A 13,912-nucleotide genomic window follows, 5' to 3' on the forward strand; every position below is an offset into this window, starting at 1 on the left:
CTATCTCGACGGGCCGTAGATCAGGTCCGGCAGGAACGTGGTCAGGTCGGGCACGAGGATCAGGATCAGCATCCCGATGATGTAGGCGCCGATGAAGGGAAGCACCGCCACCGAGATCCGCTCGATGGAAATCCCCGAGATGCGTGCGGCCACGGTCAGGTTCGCGCCCAGCGGCGGTGTCAGGAAACCGATTTCGCAGGTGATGACGGTAAAGATCCCGAACATCACCGGGTCAATCCCCAGCGACGTGGCGAGGGGCAGGAAGACCGCCGTGAACAGCACGATCTGCGCCAGCGACTCCATGAAGGTGCCGATGAAGATGTAGAACACGCCGATCAGCAACAGCACGAGCACGCGGTTTTCCGTCAGCGCGGTGATGCCGTTCTGGACGGCCGTGGGAATGTCGTAGAACGCGGTCAGCTGCCCGAAGGCCAGTGTCGGCGAGATCAGGATCAGGATGCCGGTCAGAAGGGCCGTGAACTTGAGCGCGTCGACCAGCTTGGCCAGTGTCAGTTCGCGGTAGACCACGAGGCCCACGAAAAGGGCATAGAACACGGCCACGCCCGCTGCCTCGGTGGGGGTGAAGATACCGCCGTAGATGCCGCCCAGGATCAGCACGGGCGCACCGATGGACCACTTGCCGTCCCAGCAGGCGCGCAGGAATGGGCCCCAGGAGAATGGCGCGCCGTCGCCGCCGTAGCCGCGCTTGCGCGCGATGATGTAGGTGGTCAGCATCAGCAGCAGGGTGACGACGATGCCCGGCACGATGCCGGCGAGGAAAAGCCGCGGGATCGAGGTTTCGGAGACGAGTCCGTAGATGATCATCAGGTTCGATGGCGGGATCAGGCTGCCGAGCGCCCCCGCACTGGCGGTGATCGACGCGGCGAAGGGCACATCGTAGTCTTCCTTTTTCATCGCCGGCACCGTGACGGAGCCGATGGCCGCCGTGGTGGCCGGGCCCGAGCCGGAGAGGGCTGCGAACAGCATGCAGGCAAAGACGGTGACGAGCCCCATCGAGCCGCGATAGGCGCCGACGAGATTGGTGGCGATGCCGATCATCCGGGTGGCCATGCCGCCGACCTCCATCAGGCGGCCCGCCAGCACAAAAAGCGGAATGGTCAGCAGCGGAAAGGGCGTGAGGCTGGAATAGCCGGTCTGCGCCAAGAGCGTATAGGGGATGTCGATCAGGAAAAGCGCAAGGCCCGTGGTCAGCCCCACGGCCGCGAAAAGCGGTACACCGATGACGGTCAGGACGACAAAGGCGATGCAAAGGATCAGAAGCGGGCTCACAGGGTCTGTTCCTTGTCTTCGAGGGTATCTTCCCAGTCTTCGTTCAGCATGCCCGGCAGGCCGTTGCGGCCTTCGCGGTACCAGCCCACGTAAAGTTCGATCAGCCGCAGCAGCATCAGTGCATAGCCGATTACAAGGATCGACTGCGGCCAGAACTGGTCGATGCCGAGGCTGGGGCTGTAGGATTTGTACTTCCAGACGGTGGTCAGGTAGTCGGCGCCGACGCGGATCATGAAGATGCAGAAGAACGCCCAGAGCGCATCGGATACGAAAATGACCCAGCGCCCCAACCCTTCGGGCAGGGATTTCACCCCGACGAGGATGCGGATGTGGAACCGTTCACGTACGCAATAGGCCGCACCCATGTAGACCGCCCAGACCATCGCCATGGAGGCGACCTCTTCCGACCAGTGCAGCGCCGTGCCGAACATGTAGCGCGCCACCACCTGGGCGAACACGCAGACCGCGATGACCACGATGCAGGCGCAGGCGATCGCTTCCTCGAAATGGCGGACAATCCGTTTCAACACGGCCATGGCATTACCTCTGGCAGGGAGAGAGTGGGGGGAAGCGGGGCCGCGCGCGGCGGCCCCGCGGCGCGCCTTACTTGGCGGCGGCCTGGATCTTGCCGACAAGTTCCACGAACTCGGGGCCGCGGGCCTCGGCGAATTCGTTCTGGATCTTCTCGGCCGCGGCAATGAAGTCGGCCTTGTCCGGCGTGGTCATGGCCATGCCGCCCTCGGTCGCGAGCCATTCGCGGATTTCCTGGGTCTCGTTCTCCACCTGCTCGCGCAGTTCCTTGCCGGCGGCGTCGGCGGCGTCCAGCACCCACTGCCGCTGTTCATCGGTCAGGCGCTTCATGAAGGCGTCAGAGGCAAAGAGCGGCGACATGGAGACGAAGTGTTCGAGGATGACCAGATGGGGCTCGAACTCGTAGAATTTCATGTCGCGGATGAAGGAGGTCCCGTTGTCACCGCCGTCGACGGTGCCCGTCTGCAGCGCGGTGGGTGTCTCCGACCAGGCCAGCGGAACCGGCTCGGCGCCGAAGGCTTCGAAGGTGGCGATCATCACTTCGTTCTTGGGCACACGGATCTTGAGGCCTTCCATGTCGGCCATCGTGTTGATCGGGCGCACCGAATTGTAGAAGTCGCGATAGAGTGCGGGACCGTAGGCCAGAAGGTGCACGCTGGTTTCGGCCTGAAGCTGGTCCTTGATCTCCTGTCCGACTTCGCCGTCGAGCACTCGGAGCAGGTGGTCGCCGTCCTGGAAGATGTAGGGCAGCACGGTGACGTCCATCAGCGGCCAGTGCGGAGAAACGTTGTTGGCGGTGATGATGAAGCCGTCCACGGTCCCCAGCTGCATCGCCTTGAAGGCGTCGTCTTCGGTCGAGATCTGGTTGCAGCAGCGCAGCTTCACCTCGATTGCCCCGTCGGACATCTCTTCGAGGTTGTCCTTGAACAGCGTGCCGAAGCGGCCATAGATCGACGTCTCGGGCGCGCCGAAGCCGAGGTTCATGGTGACGTCCTGCGCCAGTGCGGGCAGGGCGGACAGGGCCACGCCCAGCGAAAGCGCCGTGGTAGAGGCAAATTTGAGGAAGTTTCGTTTCAGCATCGGATACTCCATGTCGGTGTCGCGTGCCGATTCGATGCGGCACATGTTGTTCGGGGCTGTCGTGTCGTGCGAAAACCGAGGTACGGGTCATTGGCCCGCACGCGCGCCCGGCGGCAGTCTGCCCCTGCGGAAAGGCTAGAGGACAGCCTTATCTACACAAAATGTTTTTTCTGTTCTGTATTATCACATTTAATGAAGTTAAGCGGTCGCGATCGACAGGTGATCGAAGCCCCCTTCTGCCGCCAGCTTGACGGCTGTGTCGATGACGGCCCGCACCACGGCCGAGTTCTCGAGCTGCGGCGCATAGGCGATGCCGAAGACGGGATACTCGGCCTGTCCCGAGATCGGCAGCGACAGGTAGCCCTGCGACGGGTCGCGGTCGGCGGGGCTGCATATGTTCAGGATGGCATGACCGAACTGCGCCGCGATCAGGCCCCGCAGGACCGCGCCCGACTTGGTGCTGTGTACCACGGTGGGGGTCAGTCCGGCGTTCTTGAACAATCTCTGGAAATAGCCCCGCGTGCGGGGCACATCCAGCGCCACCATCGGCACGTCGACAAGGTCTTCGAGCGCAAGCTCGCTCCGGTGGGCGAGATGCGAGCTTTCCGGCACGAGCGCATAGGGCGGTGCCTCGAAAAGAGGCACAAAGCTGTGCTCGGGCCGGACCTCCATCTCGTAGGTCAGCGCCGCATCGACCGCGCCGGTCTGCAGAACGTCGGACATCTTTTCCATGTCCCCCTCCATCAGGTCGATCCGGATCTCGGGATAGCCGTCCGATATGCGGCGCAGCAGGGGCGGCAGCACGTAGGGCGCGGTCGGCTCGAAGCATCCCAGCCGCAGCGTTCCGGTCGGGTTGCCCCCCAGCGACATCAGGTCGGACTGGAACAGCCGGGATTGTTCCAGAAAGGAGGTGATGCGCCGTCCCACTTCCTCGCCCATCCGGGTTGGCACCACGCCTTTTGCAGGAATCCGGCGAAACAGTTCGATGCCCACGCTCTGTTCGATCTGGTCCACCGCAGCGGTGATCGAGGATTGCGAGATGTTCATCTCCACCGCGGCGCGGGCGATGGACCGATTGCGCAGTGCGGCGTCGAAATAGAGGAGCTGCTTGAGGGTGAAGTTCATCGCGTCACTACATTGGCTGGGGTTTTCACGGACAGTAAATCTATTTTGGCTGGCAATAAAGCTGCGCTACCAAGATAGCCGAAAGGGAGGGCCGGCATGGGCGACGTTACACTATTCAAGGCGAAGAAGATCATCACGATGGACCCGTCGATGCCGGAAGCGACTCATGTCGCGGTGCGCGACGGGCGCATTCTGGCCGTGGGCGGCCCGGATTGCGCCGATCAGTGGGGCGCGGCCGAACGCGACGACAGGCTTGCGGACAGCGTGCTGATGCCGGGCCTCGTGGAGGGGCACGCCCATATGATGGCCGGAAGCATGTGGAATTTCGCCTACGCGGGATACCATGACCGGATCGATCCCGACGGCGCGGTGCATCCGGGCATGACCACCATCGATGCGGTGATCGACCGGCTGCGCGCGCACGTCAAGACGCTGGACGACGGCGCGCCGCTGATCGCCTGGGGGTTCGACCCGATCTTCCTGCGCAGCGAGCGTCTGAACAAGGCACATCTGGACGTCGTGGCATCGGACCGGCCGGTGGCGGTGCTGTTCTCGAACTTCCACCTGATGTGCGTCAATTCCGTCGCGCTGGAACAGGCGAATTACACGTCGGCAAGCAACGTCGAGGGCGTGGTGAAGGGGCCTGACGGCGCGCCCACGGGCGAGTTGCAGGAAATGGCCGCGATGTTCCCGGTCATGCGCCGGGTCGGCATCGACTTTCGCGGATTGTCTCAGGGTGAGGACGCGATGCGGACCTACGCGCAGGTCTGCCGCCATGCGGGCGTCACCACCGTGACCGACCTCTATTCGAGCATGGAGGACGAGGATATCGACGCGATGCTGCGGGTGACCGGGGCCGATGACTTCGGCGTGCGGCTGGTGCCGGCGCTCGGCGCCACGGGCGCCGCGCCCGACGCGCTGGCAGGTCGGGTGGGGGAGATGCACAAGCGATCCACCGACAAGCTGCGGCTGGGCGCCATCAAGATCATGACGGACGGGTCGATTCAGGGCTGGACCGCGCGGGTCAAGTGGCCCGGCTATGTCGGTGGGCAGCCGAACGGGATCTGGAACGCCCCGCCCGAGGAAATTTTCGCCGTCTGCAAAGGCATGCAGAAGCACGGCATCCAGATGCACATTCACGTGAATGGTGATGAGGCCGCCGAGGTGGCGCTGGATGCGCTGGAGGCCGCGGCACGCAAGCATCCCTGGCCCGGCGCTCGGCATGTGCTTCAGCACTGCCAGATGATGGACGGGGACTTGTACCGCCGCGCCGCCGAACTGGGCGTCTGCACCAACATCTTCGCCAACCATCTGTACTATTTCGGCGATCAGCACGCTGAATTGACCCTGGGCCTTGGCCGCGCACGCCGGATGAACGCGGTGCGCACGGCGCTGGATGCGGGTGTAAATGTCGCCATCCATTCGGATGCGCCGGTCACGCCGCTGGGGCCGCTCTTTACCGCGTGGTGCGCGGTGATGCGCCAGACCATGACCGGCCAGACGCTGGGAGAAAATCTGCGCATCGAGGTGTCGGAAGCGTTGCGTCTGATCACGCTGGGCGCGGCCTACACGCTGAAGATGGACGCGGACATCGGCAGTATCGAGCCGGGCAAGTTCGCGGATTTCGCGGTGCTGGGGCAGGATCCGACGGCGGTGGAGCCGGCGGCGCTAAAGGATGTGCCGGTGCTGGGTACGGTGCTGGGCGGGCGGGTGATGCTGCTATGATGCGCCTGCCGCTCACCGTGATCAGCGGCTATCTCGGCGCGGGCAAGACCACCCTGATCAACCGTTTGCTGGCCGAGGATCACGGCCTGAAGCTGATGGTGATGGTCAACGACTTCGGCGCCATAAACATCGACCAGGCGCTGATCAGCCGCCGGAGCAAGGACGTCATCGCGCTGACCAACGGGTGTGTCTGCTGCACGATGGGCGCCGACCTGTTCATGGCGCTGGGCGACGCGCTGGACCGCAGGCCGCGCCCCGATCACCTGATCATCGAGGCCAGTGGCATAGCCGATCCGATGGCCATCGCGAATGCCGCCATCGCCGAACCGGACCTGAGCTATGCCGGGATCGTCACCCTGATCGACGGGCAGGCGATCGGCGGGCTGCTGGACGATCCGCTGATCGCGCCGCAGGTCATGCGGCAGATCACGGCGGCCGATCTGACCGTGCTGACCAAGACGGATGCCCTGCCCGAGAGATCCGCGGCCCGGCTGGCGGCGGAAGGTCTGCAGGTGCCGGTGGGGCTGGAAGGCGTGCCCGTTTCGGAGTTGCTGTTGAACCTGCTGCCGCAGCCGCGGTCGCGCCCCGCACAGGCGCATCCGGCCTACGCGACCTGGCACCACGAGTCGCAAACGGTGATCCCCCATGCCACGCTGGAGCGCAAGCTGGCCGCCCGGCCGCCCGGCCTTTATCGGCTGAAAGGTTTCTGCCGGACAGATCGGGGCGGGGTGGAGGTGCAGGCCGTGGGGCGGCAGGCCGACATTCTGCCCGCGGCGGATGCGCAGGCCACGACGCTGGTCGGGCTGGGCCCCGCGGCACGGATCACCTCCGGGCAGATCGACGACTGGTGGCGGGCGGGCTGACGTAACGCTTGCCCCCTCGGCCCCGGCGGCTTAGCCATTGGTGTGGTGGCCGCAAGACAGGGGACGCCGTGAGCACGCGAATACTACCAGCCGCAGACGGCCCGGACAATTTGCCCATTCATGACAGTCGCCCGGTGATCCTGCTGGGGCGCGGCGGGGGCGGCACGCGCCTGTTGTCCGAATTCGTGCAGGGGCAGGGCGTGTTCCTGGGCTCCGAGATCAACAAGAGTTTCGATTCCGTGGAGTGGGTCGAGACCATCTATCCCATCGCGATCGAGATGCTGTCGGCCACTGTACCGCCTGACGCGGCCCGCCGCAGCGCGCATGTCGCCCGATTGCATGCGCGGGCAGAAGAGGTGCTGGCGCGGGCCGGTCTGGATTCCCGTGCCTACTGGGGGTGGAAGCTGCCGGAAACGACGCTGGTCTGCGACATCGCGAAGCAGGCGTTCCCGAAGGCGCAGTTCGTGCACCTGGTGCGTCACCCGGTGCGCGCGAGCCTGCGGCGCACCCACATGACATCGCGCATGAACAATCCGATCGGCCGGGCGGCGCTGCCGGCAGCCTACGCGCATCTCGGGCGCGACCCGGCCCTGATCGAGACCGACAGCCCGGTCATCAACAACGCGCATGGCTGGCGGCACCACGTCGACCTGATGGCGCGCTGTTTCGACGGTGACCCGGCACTGCACGTCGTCCGGTTCGAGGACACGCTCACGCGGCCATCCGAGACTGCCGACGCGCTTGCCGCCTTCCTGCACCGTGCGCCGCCCCCGGATGCGCCGCCCCTCGCGCCGGACCCCGAGCGGGCGGAGCCGATCACGTTGGACCGCGACGACGCGCACCGGGTCTGGGATATCTGCGGCGCCCGTGCCGAAGGTTTCGGTTATACCCTTGATGAAGTGCTGGACTGAACCGCCAGCGTGCGGCGCTAGCTCCCCCGCACTTCGGGCTCGGCATCGCCGGACAGCTTGCGCGCCACGCAGACCTGCCACGGGCCAAGGTGAAGCCGCCCGTCGCGGGTAGGGCTGGCGCTGCCGATCTTGCGACCGATGGTCTTCCATTCGCCGCCCGGCAGGCTGTGGATTGACGGGGTGTCGGACATGTTGAAGGCGCAGAAAACGGTCTCTTCGTCGGTGACCCTCTGGAAGTGCAGAACGTCGCCGAAAACATAGACGTTCTCCTGCCGCCCCACCTGCAGCGCAGGATGCTTGCGGCGGAACGCGATGGCGTTGCGATAGTGATGCAGGATCGCGCCCGGCTCGGCCTCCTGGGTGTGGACCGCGCGATGCCGGTTCTCGTTGCTGAGCGGCAGCCATGGCACGCCGGTCGTGAAACCCGCGTTCGCCTCCGCCTGGTCCCAGACCATGGGCGTGCGGCACCCATCGCGGCCCTTGTACTCGGGCCAGAATTCGCGGCCGTAGGGATCCTGCAGATCCTCGAAGGTGATCACGTCTTCCTCGAGGCCCAGTTCCTCGCCCTGGTAGAGGCAGACCGCACCGGGCAGGCACATCAGGAGCGTCGCATAAAGGCGCTGCGCCGCCGGGGTGAGATGCCAACGGCTCGCATGGCGCATCACGTCATGGTTGGAAAACGCCCACGCCGGCCAGCCGTCGCGGGCGACCTGATTGATCGTGTAAAGCACTTCGGCCACCCGCGACGCATTGAGCGGCTCGGCGGCGAGGAATTCGAACGCGTAGCACATGTGCAACCCGTCGGTGCCCCGCGTGTACTGGCCCAGAAGCTGCAGGCCCTTGGAGGCATCCCCGATCTCGCCCAGCGAGGTGACCGCACCGTATTCATCCAGCAGCGCCCGAACCCGCTTGATGAAGTCGAGGGTTTCGGGGCGGTTCTTGGAATTGACGTGATCCTGATAGTTGTAGGGATTGACCGACGGGGTCAGGATCTCGTTGCGCTGCGCCTTTTCCAGCGCGGGGTTGTCGCGCAGATCCTTGTCCGCGAACAGGAAGTTCACGGTGTCGAAACGAAAGCCGTCGACCCCCCTGTCCAGCCAGAATCGCATCACCTCGAGCAGCGCGGATTGCACGTGGATATTGTGCAGGTTCAGGTCCGGCTGGGACGTCAGGAAATTGTGCAGGTAGTATTGCTCGCGCCGCGGATCCCAGTGCCAAGCGGAACCGCCGAAGATCGACAGCCAATTGTTGGGCGCGGTGCCATCGGGCTTTGGGTCGGCCCAGACGTACCAGTCGGCCAGCGATGAATCGCGTGCCGCGCGACTGTTGGCGAACCAGGCGTGCTGATCGGAGGTATGCGACAGCACCAAGTCGATGATGACCTTGATGCCGGCACGGTGGGCGGCCGAAATCAGATCGTCGAAATCCGCCAATGTACCGAAGATCGGATCGACGTCGCAGTAGTCGCTGACGTCATAGCCGAAGTCCTTCATCGGCGAACGGTAGAAGGGCGAAACCCAGATGGCATCGACACCGAGGCTGGCCACGTAATCGATGCGCTGGACGATGCCCTGCAGATCACCGATGCCGTCCGCGTTGCTGTCCTGAAAGCTGCGCGGATAGATCTGGTAGATGACGCCGCCGCGCCACCAGTCGGGGTCAGAAGCGGGTGTTTCAGTCATGTCTTTCTTCAAGAGGCCGGGGGCGTGTCCGCTCAGGCGACGTTCATCTGCTGATTGGCACTGAGAAAGTCGCCGATGACGTGGTCGAAACGGGCGTCCTGCTGGGCAAGGAACAATTGCGCGCTCAGCATACCGTCCTTGGAGCCGCAGTCGAACCGTTTTCCGATGAAGCGGAAGCCGGCCACGGTCTTGTCACCGATGTCCGCCGCGATGGCGTCGGTCAGCTGGATCTCGCCGCCCGCGCCGGGTTTCTGCCCGCGCAGGGTGTCGAAGATGCCGCCGTCCAGAACATACCGGCCCACCACGGCCTGCGTGGAGGGGGCCGCGTCGATCTCGGGCTTTTCCACCAACCCGTCGCAGTACGCCAAGGCATTGTCATGACGGGAGATGGACAGCACGCCGTAGCTGGACACGGTTTCGCGCGGAACCTCCATCGTCGCCAGCATATGATCCACGGGCTCCGCCTCGTAGGCTTCGATCATCTGGCTCAGGCAGCCCTTCTTGCTGAGGATCAGGTCGTCGGGCAGCAGCACGGCGACGGCCCCCGGCAGCGCGTGATCGGCGGCACAGAGGATCGCGTGGCCCAGGCCCAGCGGCTCGTTCTGGTGGACGAAGACGATGTCGTGCGTGTTCCGGTCAAGCGCGGCGTCCTGCAGTTCGCGTGCCAGGGCATCCTTGCCCTTTTCGCAAAGAGAGGCGCAAAGCTCGGTGTCGTCGAGGACGTAACGTTCGATGGCGGACTTCGAAGGGTGGTTGACGAAGACCATGCGCTCGATCCCGGCGTCGCGCGCCTCGTCGATGACGTACTGGATCAGCGGGGTGTCGAGGACGGGAAGAAGCTCCTTGGGGACCGCCTTGGTCGCGGGAAGGAAGCGTGTTCCCATGCCGGCCACCGGGAAAATCGCTGTTCTCACTCTCTTCTTCATCTCTTGTCCACTCCTGTTTCCGCCACCTGAAAGAGGTAAGGCTGCAGTTGCAGAAAGTCAAAAATGCGGGGGATTGTTCCGGTGTCGGAGGAAGGCGTTCAAAGCCGCCGCAGCACCGCTGCCCCCGGACTCGCCATCTTTCGACCCGGAAAATGTGTTTGTTGTCATACTGTTACAAGTTTGGTGCAGAGCCTTGCCTCGCCTTCCGCGCTGAAACATGAGTTGCACAACCATTGGGCGTTTGATTAATACTTGTGCGAAGTTGGAACGGAGGCAGCCCGGTTGACCGCTTTGTCGGGCCTCATTCATTGAACTGGCAGGGCATCCCTTTAGGTCTTGTGCGGACGATGGAGGCCCCTTCACCGAGCGGGCCGTCAGCAAGCAGGGAGACCGAGACATGACTGCGGAGATCAAGGTTCTGCCGAAACAGGAACAGCCCTATGCCCGGATCGCGGTGATCGGGGGCGGTGCCTGGGGCACGGCACTGGCGAGCGTGGCGGCGAAGGCGGGGCGCGAGGTGACGCTCTATGCCCGCGACGCGGACACTGTCGACGGCATCAACTCTGCCCACATAAACACGAAGTACCTTCCCGACATCCCGCTGCCGCCCGCGCTGAAAGCGACTGATGACATCGGCGCGGCGCTGGACGGGGCCGATGCCGTGCTTCTGGTGGTGCCCTCGGGCGCCGTGCGCAGCATGGCCGCGCGGATTTCAGGGCTGGTCAAGGACGGAACGCCGGTCGCGATCTGCACCAAGGGGATCGAGCCGCGCACCGGCTACCTCATGTCTCAGGTCGTGGCCGAGGAGATGCCGCACGTGCCGGTCGGCACCATTTCGGGCCCGACCTTCGCGCGGGAGACGGCGCTGGGCCATCCGACAGCGGCAACCGTGGCGTTCGAGTTCTCGCATCGCGACCGGCTGGAGCCGTCGCACAGCCCGGCCGCGCGTCTTGCGCTGTCGATGAGCACCGGCTTTTTCAAGACCTATATCTCGGATGACCTCGTAGGGGTTGAGATCGGGGGCGCGGTGAAGAACGTGGTCGCGATCGGTTGCGGCATGATGACCGGTGCCGGCTTTGCCGAGAACACACGCGCCGCGCTCATCACCCGCGGCCTGGACGAGATGAAGGCGCTGGCAGAGGCGCTGGGCGGGCGTCGTGAAACGGTCACCGGACTGGCGGGAACGGGCGACCTGACCCTCACCTGTTCCAGCCGGACGTCGCGGAACATGTCGCTTGGCGTGCAACTGGGGCAGGGCATCCCGCGAGACGCATGTTTTGACGGCGCGCCGGTCGTGGTCGAAGGCGAGGCGAACGCGCGCTCCGTGGTCGATCTGGCGCAGCGGGTGAACGTGGCCATGCCGATCTGCCAGACCGTCCACGCGATCCTGCACGAGGGGCGCGCGTTGAACGAGGCCTTCGCCGACCTCTGGACGCAACCGATCTCGGCCGAGCCGCGCGCGATGGACCTGACGCTGAACAACCCTGCGCAGAAATCCCTGACCCGACTGGACGGAGGCGTCGCCTGATGGACAAACCCTTCGTGCTCGCGACGGATCTGGACGGCACGTTCCTTGGTGGGACGGAAGCCGACCGCCGCGCGCTTTATGACTGGATCGAACGCAACCGTGACACGGTCGGGCTGATCTTCGTCAGCGGGCGCGACCCGGATTTCATCTACGAAACCTGCGCCTCCAAGCAACTGCCCTGGCCCGAATTTGTCGTCTGCGACGTCGGGACGAGCATCGCACAGGTGCATCCCAACAAGGGCATTACGCCGATCGACGCGCTGGAGCGGGAAATATCGGCCCAGTGGAATGACAGCGGTGACGCGGTCCGCGAAGCGCTCAAGCCCTTTCCGGGCCTTGTCGAACAGGAAACGCCGTTCCGCTACCGTGTCAGCTTCGACTACGATCCGCAGGCCTACGACCCCCGCGCCGCCGAGGTGATCGATGGGATGGGCCACGATGTGCTGATCTCGGACGACCGTTTTCTCGACGTACTGCCGCGTGGTGTCAGCAAGGGGCCTTCCCTGTTGCGGCTGCTGGATCACCTGTCGATCGATCCGGCGCGGGTGCTCGCCGCCGGCGACACGCTGAACGACCTGTCGATGCTCGTGGCAGGGACGCCCGCCGTGGCGGTCGGCGGTTCGGAAGGGCGGCTCATCGCAGCGCTGCCCGATCTGCCGCGCATCCACCGCGCCCGCGCCATCGGCGCCGCCGGCATCGTCGAGGCGATGATCGCCTTCGACCTTCATCCTGATGCAAAGGAAATACTGACAGATGTCATCTGATCTGGTCATCGTGTACCACCGCCAGCCCTACGAGGAAGTCGAGAAGGATGGCAAGATCGTCCTGCGCGAGAACAAGAGCCCGAATGGCATCGTGCCGACGCTCAAGAGCTTTTTCGGGACGGCGGAACACGCCACCTGGATCGCGTGGAAGCTGGCGGAGGAGCCGGCGAACCCCGATTTCGAGAAGGTGGTGGAGATCAACGACAACCACGGCACCTACAACGTGTCACGCCTACCCCTGACGGAGGAGCAGGTCAGGAGCTTCTACCACGTGTCGTCGAAGGAGGCCTTCTGGCCGATCCTTCACAGCTTCAAAGAGAAGTTCAACTACGATCCCGTCGACTGGCCCACCTTCCGCGAGGTGAACTGGGCCTTTGCCGAGGCCGCCGCGCGCGAGGCGGGCAGGGGCGCCCGGGTCTGGGTGCACGACTACAACCTGTGGCTGGTGCCGGGCTACCTGCGGCAACTGCGGTCGGACGTCACGATCAGCTTTTTCCACCACACGCCCTTTCCGGCGGCGGACATGTTCAACGTCCTGCCCTGGCGGCGCGAGATCGTGGACAGCCTGCTGAAATGCGACATCATTGGCTTTCACATACCGCGCTACGCGTCCAACTTCGTGGCGGTGGCCAACTCGCTGTTCGACCTCGACGACATCACCATCGGGCCGGTCAACGATGACCTCGTGTCGGACGGCACGGCGCTGAGCGAACGGCGGGTGCCGACCGCGATTGTCCAGAACGGGCGAAAGATCGCGATCAGCTCGGCCTCCGTCGGGGTGCATGCGGAATACATATCGGGCCGCTCGAAAGAGGCGGAACTGATCGCCAAGGCGGAGGACATCCGCGCGGAGATGGGAGACGAGAAGCTGATCCTGTCGGTCGGGCGGACGGATTACACCAAGGGCGGGGTGGACCAACTGGAAAGTTTCGAGCGGGTGCTCGACGACAATCCGCACCTGCGCGGAAAGGTACGGCTGATGCATGTCTCCGTCAGCGCGGATCGCAACATGTCGGCCTATGCAAGAACCCAGACCGGGATCGAGGAAACGGCCGGCCGGATCAACGGCCGCTTCGGCACGCTCGAATGGCAGCCCATCGCCCTGATCTCGCGGGCGATCCCGTTCGAGCAGCTTCTGTCCTACTACATGGCGGCGGACGTGGCGTGGATCACGCCGCTGGTGGACGGCATGAACCTTGTCTGCAAGGAATTCGTGGCGGCGCGCAGCGACGGGGACGGGGTGCTGGTGCTGTCGGAATTCGCCGGCGCGGCGGTCGAGCTGCATTCCGCTGTCATCACCAACCCCTTTTCCCACCGGTCCATGGACAACGCGATTCTTGCCGCGCTCGACATGCCGGAGGAGGAGCGGCGCGCGCGGATGACGGAACTCCGCAAGGCGGTCTTCCGCTACACGCTGGAGGCCTGGGCCGAAGAGCACAAGCGCCAGTTCGATGCCATGACCGACTGACCCCTTTCGCGGTGCCGTC

12 protein-coding genes are annotated in these 13,912 nt (G+C 64.6%); 6 read left to right on the plus strand and 6 right to left on the minus strand.

Annotation, left to right across the window (positions count from 1 at the left end):
• The 4 genes from BOO69_RS04655 to BOO69_RS04670 all read right to left on the minus strand — a co-directional run bounded on the left by BOO69_RS04655 (position 1) and on the right by BOO69_RS04670 (position 4,026).
• Complete coding sequence (locus BOO69_RS04655) at positions 1–1,290, minus strand: TRAP transporter large permease (protein ID WP_071970757.1); 1,290 nt, start codon at positions 1,288–1,290, stop codon at positions 1–3.
• Positions 1,287–1,826, minus strand: coding sequence for a TRAP transporter small permease (locus BOO69_RS04660; RefSeq protein ID WP_083545450.1), 540 nt, complete (start codon positions 1,824–1,826; stop codon positions 1,287–1,289). Before BOO69_RS04660 ends, BOO69_RS04655 begins: the two co-directional genes overlap by 4 nt.
• A 67-nt stretch (positions 1,827–1,893) precedes the next feature.
• Positions 1,894–2,946, minus strand: a complete 1,053-nt coding sequence (locus BOO69_RS04665; protein ID WP_237267559.1) for a TRAP transporter substrate-binding protein — start codon at positions 2,944–2,946, stop codon at positions 1,894–1,896.
• 153 nt (positions 2,947–3,099) lie between these two features.
• A complete protein-coding gene (locus tag BOO69_RS04670; RefSeq protein ID WP_071970759.1) occupies positions 3,100–4,026 on the minus strand; it encodes a LysR family transcriptional regulator in 927 nt (308 codons plus the stop codon).
• Between the two features lie 96 nt (positions 4,027–4,122).
• Between BOO69_RS04670 and BOO69_RS04675 the strand changes: the two genes are divergently transcribed.
• The 3 genes from BOO69_RS04675 (at position 4,123) to BOO69_RS04685 (ending at position 7,525) form a co-directional block, all read left to right on the plus strand.
• On the plus strand, positions 4,123–5,751 hold the full coding sequence (locus BOO69_RS04675; RefSeq protein WP_071970761.1) for an amidohydrolase: 1,629 nt from the start codon (positions 4,123–4,125) through the stop codon (positions 5,749–5,751).
• A complete protein-coding gene (locus BOO69_RS04680) occupies positions 5,748–6,614 on the plus strand; it encodes a CobW family GTP-binding protein (protein ID WP_071970763.1) in 867 nt (288 codons plus the stop codon). Before BOO69_RS04675 ends, BOO69_RS04680 begins: the two co-directional genes overlap by 4 nt.
• Before the next feature lie 68 nt (positions 6,615–6,682).
• Positions 6,683–7,525, plus strand: coding sequence for a sulfotransferase (locus BOO69_RS04685; RefSeq protein WP_156874857.1), 843 nt, complete (start codon positions 6,683–6,685; stop codon positions 7,523–7,525).
• A gap of 17 nt (positions 7,526–7,542) precedes the next feature.
• On the opposite strand, the gene BOO69_RS04690 is transcribed toward BOO69_RS04685, so the two are convergent.
• Together BOO69_RS04690 and BOO69_RS04695 are read right to left on the minus strand one after the other, a co-directional pair.
• Complete coding sequence (locus BOO69_RS04690; protein WP_071970767.1) at positions 7,543–9,207, minus strand: alpha-glucosidase; 1,665 nt, start codon at positions 9,205–9,207, stop codon at positions 7,543–7,545.
• A gap of 32 nt (positions 9,208–9,239) precedes the next feature.
• A complete protein-coding gene (locus tag BOO69_RS04695) occupies positions 9,240–10,091 on the minus strand; it encodes a UTP--glucose-1-phosphate uridylyltransferase (protein ID WP_237267561.1) in 852 nt (283 codons plus the stop codon).
• A 439-nt stretch (positions 10,092–10,530) separates the two neighbouring features.
• On the opposite strand from BOO69_RS04695, the gene BOO69_RS04700 reads away from it, so the two are divergent.
• From BOO69_RS04700 to ggpS, 3 genes are read left to right on the plus strand one after another with little or no spacing between them, the layout of a single operon-like run.
• Positions 10,531–11,661: an NAD(P)H-dependent glycerol-3-phosphate dehydrogenase gene (locus BOO69_RS04700; protein ID WP_083545451.1), complete on the plus strand. Its 1,131-nt coding sequence runs from the start codon at positions 10,531–10,533 to the stop codon at positions 11,659–11,661.
• Positions 11,661–12,425, plus strand: coding sequence for an HAD-IIB family hydrolase (locus BOO69_RS04705; protein ID WP_071970771.1), 765 nt, complete (start codon positions 11,661–11,663; stop codon positions 12,423–12,425). Before BOO69_RS04700 ends, BOO69_RS04705 begins: the two co-directional genes overlap by 1 nt.
• A complete protein-coding gene (ggpS, locus tag BOO69_RS04710; RefSeq protein ID WP_071970773.1) occupies positions 12,415–13,893 on the plus strand; it encodes a glucosylglycerol-phosphate synthase in 1,479 nt (492 codons plus the stop codon). The genes BOO69_RS04705 and ggpS overlap by 11 nt, the downstream gene beginning before the upstream one ends.
• Positions 13,894–13,912: the final 19 nt, after the last annotated feature.

The organism is Sulfitobacter alexandrii (genome assembly GCF_001886735.1).
In the GTDB taxonomy this organism is placed as follows: Bacteria; Pseudomonadota; Alphaproteobacteria; order Rhodobacterales; family Rhodobacteraceae; genus Sulfitobacter; species Sulfitobacter alexandrii.

What these genes read in the sequence shown, in the direction of transcription:
- BOO69_RS04665 (WP_237267559.1), bottom strand. Translation starts at nt 2,946, where the DNA reads ATGTGCCGCATCGAATCGGCACGCGACACCGACATGGAGTATCCGATG.
- BOO69_RS04680 (WP_071970763.1), top strand. Translation starts at nt 5,748, where the DNA reads ATGATGCGCCTGCCGCTCACCGTGATCAGCGGCTATCTCGGCGCGGGC.
- ggpS (WP_071970773.1), top strand. Translation starts at nt 12,415, where the DNA reads ATGTCATCTGATCTGGTCATCGTGTACCACCGCCAGCCCTACGAGGAA.
- BOO69_RS04670 (WP_071970759.1), bottom strand. Translation starts at nt 4,026, where the DNA reads ATGAACTTCACCCTCAAGCAGCTCCTCTATTTCGACGCCGCACTGCGC.
- BOO69_RS04690 (WP_071970767.1), bottom strand. Translation starts at nt 9,207, where the DNA reads ATGACTGAAACACCCGCTTCTGACCCCGACTGGTGGCGCGGCGGCGTC.
- BOO69_RS04695 (WP_237267561.1), bottom strand. Translation starts at nt 10,091, where the DNA reads ATGGGAACACGCTTCCTTCCCGCGACCAAGGCGGTCCCCAAGGAGCTT.
- BOO69_RS04705 (WP_071970771.1), top strand. Translation starts at nt 11,661, where the DNA reads ATGGACAAACCCTTCGTGCTCGCGACGGATCTGGACGGCACGTTCCTT.
- BOO69_RS04700 (WP_083545451.1), top strand. Translation starts at nt 10,531, where the DNA reads ATGACTGCGGAGATCAAGGTTCTGCCGAAACAGGAACAGCCCTATGCC.
- BOO69_RS04660 (WP_083545450.1), bottom strand. Translation starts at nt 1,826, where the DNA reads ATGGCCGTGTTGAAACGGATTGTCCGCCATTTCGAGGAAGCGATCGCC.
- BOO69_RS04675 (WP_071970761.1), top strand. Translation starts at nt 4,123, where the DNA reads ATGGGCGACGTTACACTATTCAAGGCGAAGAAGATCATCACGATGGAC.